Genomic DNA, 10,068 nt, shown 5'->3' on the forward strand with positions numbered 1-10,068 from the left:
ACGAACACAATTACCTCGCGCGTCAATTGCCCCGGCCGAAGCGGGCAACGCTGAACGATAGTGGATGGCCTCCAAAAAGCATCGCTAGTGAGTACCGGGAGGCCGAGTTAGGTCTGCGTTAACCACAAGCGTTTAGGCATCAAGTCAATTAGGGTTCTGGGGAATTTTATGGATCAGCAAGCTTTAGCCAAGTTGGTGCCTTTCCTCTCGATGGACGGCGCACAGATATCGGACGCGGCATGACAAAACTTGTCATCCAGATCCCCTGTCTGAACGAAGCCGACGACCTGCCCGCGACACTCGCCGCGTTGCCCCGCAAAATTGACGGCATCGCCAGCATCGAAGTTCTGGTCATCGACGACGGTAGCACGGACAATACCGCGCAAGTGGCACTGATGTGGGGCGTGCATCATGTTGTCCGCCATCGTACCAACCGCGGTCTTGCCGCGGCGTTCCGCTCGGGGATCGATGCGGCTCTCGCTGCAGGCGCCGACATCATCGTCAACACCGATGCCGACGGCCAATATGTTGGCGAAGACATCGCCAAAATCGTCGCGCCGATTCTGGATGGTCGAGCCGATATCGTCGTTGGGGATCGCGGTGTCGGGGACAATGCGCATTTTGGCCCGCTCAAACGCCGGTTGCAGGAACTGGGCAGCGCGATGGTTCAGCGTCTCGCCAGTGTGAATATCCCAGATGCAGTCAGCGGATTTCGAGCGATCAGCCGAGAGGCCGCGCAGAGAATCAATATCACTACGGAATTCAGCTACACGACCGACATGTTGATCCAAGCTGGCCGTAAGCGACTGGCGATCACAAGCGTACCGATCAGGACCAATGCGGCAACGCGCCCGTCGCGATTGTTCAAGTCGATCCCGCGGTTCATTGTCAATACCGGTGTAACAATGGCCCGGGCTTATACGACACATAATCCGCTCCGTGTCTTTGTCGGGATCGGGCTTGTCCTCGTTTTTTCGGGTGCACTGCCGATCCTTCGGTTTCTGCTCCTGTATGCGCAGGGCAATGGCGATGGACATGTGCAATCGTTGGTAATCGGCGGTGCATTATTGGTGCTAGGTGCAATGGTCGCTATCTTGGGAGTTCTCGCCGATCTGATTGCTGCCAACCGAAAATTAATCGAAGTCAGCCTAACGCGAATTCGTCAAATTGATGATTGTCTGGCACGCATCGAGCGGCAGGGAGAGGCCAACGCCAAAGCGACGAAGCTGTCGCAAAAGCGTGTGGCGTGAGCGGCGCTACTGCATTGTCGCCGATTGAACAGCAGGCACCTTGGCGCTGGGTGATCGCGTGTTTCGCTGCTGCGTTGGTTCTGCAGCTGGAACTTGTGTTCAATCGGCCCGTCAATTGGGACGAGTTTTTCCACCTCAGCGAAGCGCATGCATTTCACCAGGGACGTCTGGCTGAAACGCTGCAAGTGCTCTATGCCCGCGCATTTTTTTGGTTGCCGATGCTGCCGGTTGATGCGGTCGATCAGATTCGGATTGCGCGGCTGTTCATGCTTGGCTTTGAAATGGCCACTCTAGCAGCCATCTATGGTATCGGTCGCCATTTCGCTGGTCGTCTCCCCGCGGCGCTTGCTACACTGGCTTATTTCACGGGCGGCTATGTTGTCCAGCACGGCTTCTCCTATCGTGCTGATCCGATGGCCGCGGCGTTCCTGATGGGTTCACTTTGGATGCTGCTGGAAAGCCGGCTCGACGCGAAGGCCATCACTATTACGGCATTGCTAGCGGCATTAGCACTGCTGACCACGATCAAAGTGGTCTTCTATGCCCCCGCTTTCGCCGCTGTGGCGTGGCTCCGCTGGCGCGAGGCTGAATTACCGAGCGACACGCTGCGTCGCCTTGGGCTGCTGGCGATCGTAACGAGTGTCTTGAGCGGCCTATTCGTCGGTGCGACCATCTTGAGCCTCCCCGAAATCACCCATTCACCCGCCGCGAGCGCTTCTAAAACCATCACGACCTCGGGTATGATGATGTTCAGCGAAGGTATGTTCCCTCGTTGGCCCTATATCTTGGGCGCCATTACGGCTGCTCCGTTTCTCGCGGCCCTGCTCTTGTCCGCGCCCATGGCGATTTCCCGAGCGAACCTAACCCATAGCAACCGAGTCGTCATTGCGGCTCTGATAGTGCCGCTTGCGAGTATCATCTTTTACCGGAACAGTTTTCCCTATTTCTATGTATTTATCCTACCGCCGGTGATGGTTGGCGTGGCCGTCGCGATAGGGCAAATTATTGAGCGCGTTTCTGCCAAACTTCTGATGACCGCCTTTATGGCCAATGCCTTGATCATCAGTTTGGCGACGCCGCGCACTGTGCTCCCGGTTCAAAAGGAGGTGCTAACAGCGGTGCATGAAATTTTCCCCGAACCGGTCGCCTATTTCGACTTTCCAGGTATGATCGTCGATTTCCCCAAGGCAAATTTCTTCATGACGACATGGGGTGTGCGGAAATATTGGGTTGGTCACGAAGAAAGCTTTGTCGACGTGATGGCACGCGAAACCGTGCCGCTATTGGTACTCAATCAAGAGTTACTCGACCGTAACCAAACAGGAGCGGAACCGGCTTGGGAGCTTAAAGAAGAGGATGCACGAGCGCTTCGCGACGGTTTTATTCCTCACTGGGGTCCGCTTTGGGTCGCCGGTCGGCGATTCCCCCCTTTTAGCGGCATACAGGATTTCCTTGTTTATACTCCTGGTATTTATACGATCGAAGGTGCAGCGGCGCGTATCGATCGCAAGCAATATATGCCAGGTGACTTTGTGCAATTGCGACGCGGTGTGTATCGCTTTGAGCCCGATACCCCTAACGAAACACGGCTGCGATGGGGCAAAAATCTCAAACGACCGGCGCAACCTTTTAGCGCCAACCCGCTGTTCAAGGATTTTTAGGCTAAGGATGAACGAGATTACAACCCTCGACGTCCCGGTGTCACAGGACAATGCACGGTTCGGTATCGGCGCGACGACGCGCAAGTGGCTCTATGCTGTGGGCACCGTACTGTTTCTAATCAGCTTGGGGTATGTGGGGGTTTTTGCAGCGCGTAACTGGCCACTAGTCGTGGGGCATATCCATGTCGATCCCAGCACTCTTATTTTTGCAACTCTTCTTTATGCGCTCACCCATATCAGTTCGTCGGCGGCGTGGATCGTGGGTCTTCGGCGGATGGGACAGGAGTTGCCTTTCTGGTCGGCGTTGCGACTCAATCTGGTCGCCCAGATCGGCAAATATCTTCCGGGCAATATTGCTCATTATGTCGCTCGCGCGGGACTCGCGTCCTCGCTTGGCGTTCGGCTCACGCATAGCGGCATCGCGACGCTTTTGGAAATCTTAGCAACATTGTTTGCGGCGGGGGCGATTGCGATTGTTACACTGTCGATCGACCCGGCTCCGGTGACGGCGATTAATGCTGCGCTAACCGGCTACGCGGCGCTACCTGCAATTGTCGTTCCGGGAGCGCTACTTGTCATCGGTGCGATCCTTTTCCGGATGCGGGTGTCGTGGCGTGCTCTGCTGATGGCGTCGGCGTGGCTTATCGTCAGTTTTGTCCTGATTGGACTGTCTTTCCACATGCTCGTTACGGCGATCGTGCCGGTGACGTTTTCGGTTGCCGCGACCGTGGGGATATTTGCGGTGGCTTGGGCGGCAGGCTATGTCGTTCCCGGTGCACCAGCTGGTCTCGGCGTGCGCGAAGCAATTCTGGTGGTGTGGCTTGGCCCGCTGGTAGGCGGCGGAGCGGCCGTTGCTTGTGTGATGCTACATCGAATTTTAACCGCGATTGCCGATGTGGCTGTGGCACTAGTGGGATATTTTTGGTTGCGATGGGAAAAGGGTCGATCATGACGACCAATGGCCATGTGATCGCTGACCAACATTCGCGAGTGATGAAGGCGCGCAAGATCGAAGCCCTTATCGGCGGCCGTGTTGACAGCCTCGACTTGCTCGACCTCGGCGCTGGTTCGGGTGTTTTGTCTGATTATTTCCACGCGCGTGGAGCCAAGGTCATTCCTGCCGATCGTGATGACGGCGCCTATCGAGGCGCCCTTGCATTGACCCTTATTGAAGGTGAAATACTGCCCTTCGGCGATGCACGTTTTGATGTCGTCATTTTCAACCATGTCATTGAGCATGTCGGTGACATAATGACGCAGCAGACGATATTGGCCGAGATTCGGCGTATTCTAAAGCCCAAGGGGCTTCTTTATCTTGCGGTACCCAACAAGTGGGCGCTGATTGAGCCGCATTTTCGCCTGCCGCTGCTGGGCGCGATGCCGCGTAAACTGGCAAATATCGTGGTACGGACGACCGGTAAGGGTTTGAATTATGATTGCTACCCATTGTCGCGCAGCACATTGCTAACAATGCTCCGCCGCGAGTTCCCTGTCGTCAACGACCGGTCTCAGGACGCTGCGGCTTGGGTGATCGAGCATGAAATGGGTGGAGCTATGCGAGCGGTGCTCAAGTTCGTGCCGCGCGTTCTGCTGAATTGTTTGCGACCAGCCTATCCTACATTGATCATGCTGTGTCAGTCCGGTGGCGGCAAGGGCGCGAAATACAGCGACGATGACTGACAGGATATTGCTAGTTGCTCCTGTCGCACCATTTCGAGGCGGTATTGCACGGCATAGCGGTGCACTCGCGCGCGCGCTGGCGCGCGTCCCAGACATCGATCTATGCGTGGAAAGCTTTGATCGGCTCTATCCGCGCATCCTCTATCCAGGGTTGGATGATCGTGATCCAAATATGGGTACCCTGGCTGGTATTTTGGTCCGTTATGATCTCGACACTCTGAACCCGCTAAGTTGGCACCGTGCGGCAAAGCGCATCGCTAGTGCTCGACCGGCGTTGGTTGTGATACCTGCTTGGACATTCTTCGTCTCGCCCGCGCTCGCAGCAATTGCGCAGGCGCTGCGTCGTCGTGGCATTCCGGTGGCGCAGATTGTCCACAATGTGGTAGATCACGGCGGCGCACGATGGAAGCGCTGGATCTCCCGGTGGCAGCTAGAAGCCGCTGACGTCTATATTACACACGGTGAAGCACTCGCGGACCAGCTGCGCCCGGTTGCAGCGGACAGGCCGGTGCGTATTTGTCCGCATCCGGCTTATGCAGATTATCCCTCGTCCTCAAAGCGATTGCCGCGCGAGTACGCTCTGGAATTGATCTGCTTCGGGCTCGTCCGACCCTATAAGGGTGTCGACCTTGCGATCGAAGCGCTGGGCCGTCTGCCTAGTCGCGACGTGAGACTGACTGTTGCGGGCGAAGTGTGGGGCGACATCAAGGAACTGCAGCAACTGGCGATCGATCACGGTGTTGCCGATCAGGTCGAGTTCATTCCGCGCTATGTCTCCGACCAAGAGGCCGCCGATCTGTTCGAGCGCGCAGATGCGGTGGTTGCACCTTATCGATCAGTAACAGGGTCAGGCGTGGCTGCACTGGCCGCCCGGTATCAAAGGCCTGTTATCGCCAGCGATCTTCCCGGGTTTTCGGAGGTGATCGTGCCGGGGCGGAATGGCTGGCTATTTCCGGCGGGAGATCCCGTTGTGCTCGCCGAAATGATTGCGCGCGACATCACGCGCGAACGCGCGAAGGAGTTGTCCGACATCATGCCAATCAGCGCGGACGAGACGGGGTGGGATCGTTTTGCGGCGTTGCTGCTCGAGTGTCGAAGACCAGCAGCGACTCCTGGATAAGGTCGTCTCAATCCCCCAAATCGACCTGATGCGCTTCGGCCCACGTCTGATACTGTCCGCGCGGGTTCGATGTTGGCTGCGCAAGGATCGTCGGCATGTCGGCGCGCAGCGCGCCGAGGTCGAGCGAGCGGATCATCGCCTTCACCGGGCCGACCCCCGCCGGGGTGATTGACAGGCGTTCGATGCCGACGCCGAGCAGTGCCATGGCCTCGAGCGGCCGTCCCCCCATCTCGCCGCAAACGCCCAGCGCGACCTTGGTTCCCGATACCGTCCGCACGACGCGCGCCAGATAGCGCATGACGATCGGCGACAGCCAGTCATATCGCTCGGCGAGGCGCGGATGGGCGCGGTCGGCGGCGAACAGGAACTGGGTGAGGTCATTGGTCCCGACCGACAGGAAATCGAGATGCGGCAGCATCAGATCGAGCGTTTCGAGCAGCCCCGGCACTTCGAGCATCGCACCATAACGGATCGCAACCGGCAGCTTCTTGTTATGCTTGGCTAGCCAAGCCCGCTGCCCGACGAACAGGTTGCGCGCGGCCTCATATTCCCAAGGCTCGGACACCATCGGGAACATGACGTTGAGCGTGCGTCCGGCGGCGGCCTCCATGAGTGCGCGCGCCTGAACCTTGAGGAGCCCTTCGCGCTCGAGGGCCAAGCGCAGTGCGCGCCAGCCCATGGCCGGATTTTCTTCCAGCGCGCTGCCCTCGACATTCATATAGGGCAGCGCCTTGTCACCGCCGATGTCGACGGTGCGAAAGATCACCGGGCGATCGCCTGCGGCGTCGAGCACGTCGCGATAGAGTCGTTGCTGGCGGTCGCGCGACGGCAATGTCGCCGATACCAGAAATTGAAACTCAGTGCGGAACAGCCCGATACCGCTTGCGCCGGTCAGGTCGAGCGCAGCGACGTCCTCACGCAAACCCGCGTTGATCATCAGCTCGATCGGCACGCCATCCTTGGTGATCGCGGGCAGGTCGCGCAGCGAGGCGAGGTTGGCGCGGCGTTTTTGCGAAATTACCAGCTTGGCGTCGAACGCATCCTGCACCGCCTGCGTCGGGCGGACGTGCAGCGCGCCCGCTGCCGCATCGAGCAGCAGCAAATCGCCTTCGCGGATCGAAGCACGCACGTCGCTGACGCGGCCGATGACGGGAACGCCCATCGCGCGCGCAACGATGATGACATGCGCGGTGAGCGAGCCTTCTTCGAGCACGACGCCCTTGAGGCGGCGGCGGTCATATTCGAGCAGTTCGGCGGGGCCAAGGTTGCGTGCGATCAGGATCGAATCCTGCCGCAGCCCCATCTGCGCCGCTGTCCCCATCTGCCCCGAAACGATGCGGATCAGGCGGTTCGACAGATCCTCCAGGTCATGCATGCGGTCGCGCAGCAGCGCGTCGTCGATCTGGCGCATCCGCATCCGGGTGCGTTGCTGAACGCGCTCGATCGCCGCCTCGGCGGTCAGGCCGCTGTCGATCGCTTCATTGATCCGCCGCGACCAGCCTTCGTCATAGGCGAACATCTTGTAGGTCTGGATGACCTCATCATGTTCACCGCCGACCCCGAAGTCGGCCTGACTTGCCATACGGTCGATCTGTTCGCGCATCTTGTCGAACGCGGCATAGACCCGGTGACGCTCGGCCTCGGTATCTTCGGCGACGGTATGTTCGATGGTGATACGCGGCTGGTGGAAGACCGCGACCCCGGCGCCCATGCCGTCGACCAGTTTCTGCCCGTTCAGCCGCTGCGCCGACTGGTCGGCAGCAGCGGCATCGGTGCGCGCGGCGGTATCGACCAGGTCGGCGTTGGTGATGAGTTCGGACAAGACCATCGCGACGGTCTGCAACGTCTCTATCTCGATATCGGCGTAGCGGCGCGGGTCAGCATGTTGGACGCAGAGGACGCCGACTGCTCGTTCGCGGCGGATGATCGGCACCCCTGCGAAGCTATGAAACAATTCTTCGCCGGTTTCGGGGCGGTACGAAAAATCGGGGTGCGCCGCGGCCTCGTCGAGGTTGAGTGTTTCGATCTGATCGGCGATCATGCCAACCAGGCCTTCGCCCAGCCCGAGGCGGGTGACGTGCACCGCTTCCTGCTTCAGCCCGCGCGTCGCGTAAAGTTCGAGCGCGCCGTCGCGCAGCAGATAGATCGAACAGACCTCGCTATCGAGGCATTCACCGATGATGCCGACAACCTGATTGAGCTTGCCCTGCGCGTTCGCGCGCGAGGCCATGACCTCGTGCAACCGGGTCAAGATGGTCCGCGCTGACTGGGCGGCCGAGGATGGCGGAGGCGGAGCGTTGGTCATTCGCCCCCTGCTAACAGATGGATGCGCCGAGCGCCATGACCCCCGCGCGCCATCATGGGTAAACTATTCTTGGCGGTCGCCAAGCCGACGTCAGTTGGTCCCGACCGGCGCGGCCGGCTCCTGCGCTGCACCCGGCGGCGTGGCGGTCGTCGTTGTCGGAGCGAAGGGCGTAACCGGTGGTGCGGGGGCGGTCATGATCGCCGGCGGCGGCGCATATTTGGCGTCCCATGCGACGACATCATACTGATACCGGGCGTAGGCCTCGTAAAAATCATGGAAAGGCTCGTCAAGCCGCGCCAGATGTGCGGGCGCCTGTTCGATCACCTGCGCGGCCGGCGTCGACGAGACCAGCTGAGCGATTTCGTTGGCACGGGTGCAAAAGGCACGCTGCGCGGGAGGTTGCGCGAAATAGTTGAACAGCTGGGTCGACAGCTTGTCGCGCGCGGCGGTGCCGTTGGTCTTATTTTCCTTGCCTAGCTGGGTGATAACGTTCTTCTCGGTCGAGCGGATGACCTTGCCATGCGCCTTAATGATGTTGTTGTACGCCGACACCAGCGTCGTTTCTTCGAGACCACGGCAACCGATGGCGGCGACGTTCAAGCCGATCTTGAGCTGCCAGAAAGCGCGGTCGCCAGTGACATTGCTGTTCGCGGTGACGAACCGCCCGTCGATCCCTCGCCCTGGCAGGATTTGGGTGACGGCGGCATTGCCCGGCGGCAGCGGCCGCGGGGGTACCACGATCACCACCGGTGGAGGCGGGGGCGGCGGAGGCGGGGGCGGCGGCGCTTTGGTACAAGCGGCGACGCTAGCCAGTAAGCCGGCCACTATGATCTTGCGCGACAAATTCATGATCTTCTCCCCAGCCGCATTATCATGCGGCATCAACCCCGAGCGTGCAATGCGGCGTCGGCCTGTTGCACCAAAGTTGCGATAATATCGGCGACACTCTCTTCTTCCGATACCATACCGACAGATTGCCCTGCCATTAACGAACCATTTTCAATGTCGCCGTCAATAACCGCGCGGCGCAGCGCGCCGGCCCAATAATGCTCGATTTCCAGCTGCGCTTCCATCATGTCGACCTCGCCCTTGTCGAGCTTGTTGGCGACTTCGCGCTGCTTGGCGTTGAACGCCTCGGTCCCGGCATTTTTGAGCGCGCGCACGGGGATGACGGGCAGGCGCGGGTCGATCTGGACGCTCGCAACCGCTTCGCGCGCCGAGGCACGCATAAAGGCTTTCTTGAAATTGGGATGCGCGATGCTTTCGGTGGCGCAGACGAAGCGGGTGCCGAGCTGAACTCCCGAGGCGCCCATTTCCAGATAGGCGGCGATCGCTTCGCCGCGGCCGATGCCGCCTGCGACGAACACCGGGACTTCATCAGCCAGCGTCGGCAAGATTTCCTGCGCCAGCACGCTGGTCGAGACCGGACCGATGTGACCGCCTGCCTCCATTCCCTCGATCACCAGCGCATCGACGCCCGAGCGGACGAGCTTTTTACCCATCGCCAGCGTTGGCGCAAAACAGATGACCTTGGCGCCCGATGCCTTGATCGCTTCCAGGCTGCCCTTGGGCGGCAGGCCGCCGGCGAGCACGACATGGCCGACGCCGTGTTTGGCACAGACTTCGATCAGCTCGAACAATTGCGGGTGCATGGTGATCAGGTTGACGCCGAACGGCTTGGTCGCCAGCGCCTTTGTTGCCGCGATTTCGGTATCGAGCAGCGCAGGCGTCATCGCGCCGCACGCGATCACCCCGAAGCCACCGGCGTTGCTGATCGCGCTGACCAGATGGCGTTCGGAGACCCAGCTCATCGCGCCGCACAGGATGGCGTAGTCGCTGCCGAGCAGTTCGGTCCCGCGCGCCATCAATTCATTCATTTTGCTCATTGAGGCTGCCTTTGCCAGCACTCGGACTCGCGCGCAATCCCTGGCGGTCATGGGCGCAGCAGCCCGTCGCACGGGTGAATCCGTCTGGCGCGAGAAAAGGGCCCCGGCCACCCCAGCGGCCCCAGCGGATGGAGCCGAAAAATAAACGCAGCTGCGGGGTTTTTCG

At 60.0% G+C, this 10,068-nt stretch carries 9 protein-coding genes; 5 read left to right on the forward strand and 4 right to left on the reverse strand.

Going from position 1 to position 10,068, the window contains the following annotated elements; genetic code table 11:
* Positions 1-239: 239 nt before the first annotated feature.
* From K0M74_RS14780 to K0M74_RS14800, 5 genes are read left to right on the forward strand one after another with little or no spacing between them, the layout of a single operon-like run.
* Entirely contained in the window at positions 240-1,250 is a 1,011-nt protein-coding gene (locus K0M74_RS14780; protein ID WP_293973991.1) for a glycosyltransferase family 2 protein, read from the forward strand.
* The gene (locus K0M74_RS14785; RefSeq protein WP_293973995.1) at positions 1,247-2,911 is read left to right on the forward strand and encodes a hypothetical protein; all 1,665 of its coding nucleotides are present in this window, start codon (positions 1,247-1,249) and stop codon (positions 2,909-2,911) included. The genes K0M74_RS14780 and K0M74_RS14785 overlap by 4 nt, the downstream gene beginning before the upstream one ends.
* A gap of 7 nt (positions 2,912-2,918) precedes the next feature.
* Positions 2,919-3,863, forward strand: coding sequence for a lysylphosphatidylglycerol synthase domain-containing protein (locus K0M74_RS14790; RefSeq protein ID WP_293973998.1), 945 nt, complete (start codon positions 2,919-2,921; stop codon positions 3,861-3,863).
* A complete protein-coding gene (locus tag K0M74_RS14795) occupies positions 3,860-4,591 on the forward strand; it encodes a bifunctional 2-polyprenyl-6-hydroxyphenol methylase/3-demethylubiquinol 3-O-methyltransferase UbiG (protein WP_293974001.1) in 732 nt (243 codons plus the stop codon). The genes K0M74_RS14790 and K0M74_RS14795 overlap by 4 nt, the downstream gene beginning before the upstream one ends.
* Entirely contained in the window at positions 4,584-5,711 is a 1,128-nt protein-coding gene (locus tag K0M74_RS14800) for a glycosyltransferase (RefSeq protein ID WP_293974004.1), read from the forward strand. The genes K0M74_RS14795 and K0M74_RS14800 overlap by 8 nt, the downstream gene beginning before the upstream one ends.
* A gap of 7 nt (positions 5,712-5,718) precedes the next feature.
* On the opposite strand, the gene ptsP is transcribed toward K0M74_RS14800, so the two are convergent.
* The 4 genes from ptsP to K0M74_RS14820 all read right to left on the reverse strand — a co-directional run.
* A complete protein-coding gene (gene ptsP / locus K0M74_RS14805; protein ID WP_293974007.1) occupies positions 5,719-8,016 on the reverse strand; it encodes a phosphoenolpyruvate--protein phosphotransferase in 2,298 nt (765 codons plus the stop codon).
* A 90-nt stretch (positions 8,017-8,106) separates the two neighbouring features.
* Positions 8,107-8,865, reverse strand: a complete 759-nt coding sequence (locus K0M74_RS14810) for a hypothetical protein (protein WP_293974010.1) — start codon at positions 8,863-8,865, stop codon at positions 8,107-8,109.
* A gap of 32 nt (positions 8,866-8,897) precedes the next feature.
* The gene (locus K0M74_RS14815) at positions 8,898-9,902 is read right to left on the reverse strand and encodes a nitronate monooxygenase (RefSeq protein ID WP_293974013.1); all 1,005 of its coding nucleotides are present in this window, start codon (positions 9,900-9,902) and stop codon (positions 8,898-8,900) included.
* Positions 9,886-10,068: hypothetical protein (locus tag K0M74_RS14820; RefSeq protein WP_293974016.1), on the reverse strand; the 183-nt coding region annotated here is incomplete at its 5' end. The genes K0M74_RS14820 and K0M74_RS14815, both read right to left, overlap by 17 nt.

Source organism: Sphingopyxis sp. (assembly GCF_019459305.1).
In the GTDB taxonomy this organism is placed as follows: domain Bacteria; phylum Pseudomonadota; class Alphaproteobacteria; order Sphingomonadales; family Sphingomonadaceae; genus Sphingopyxis.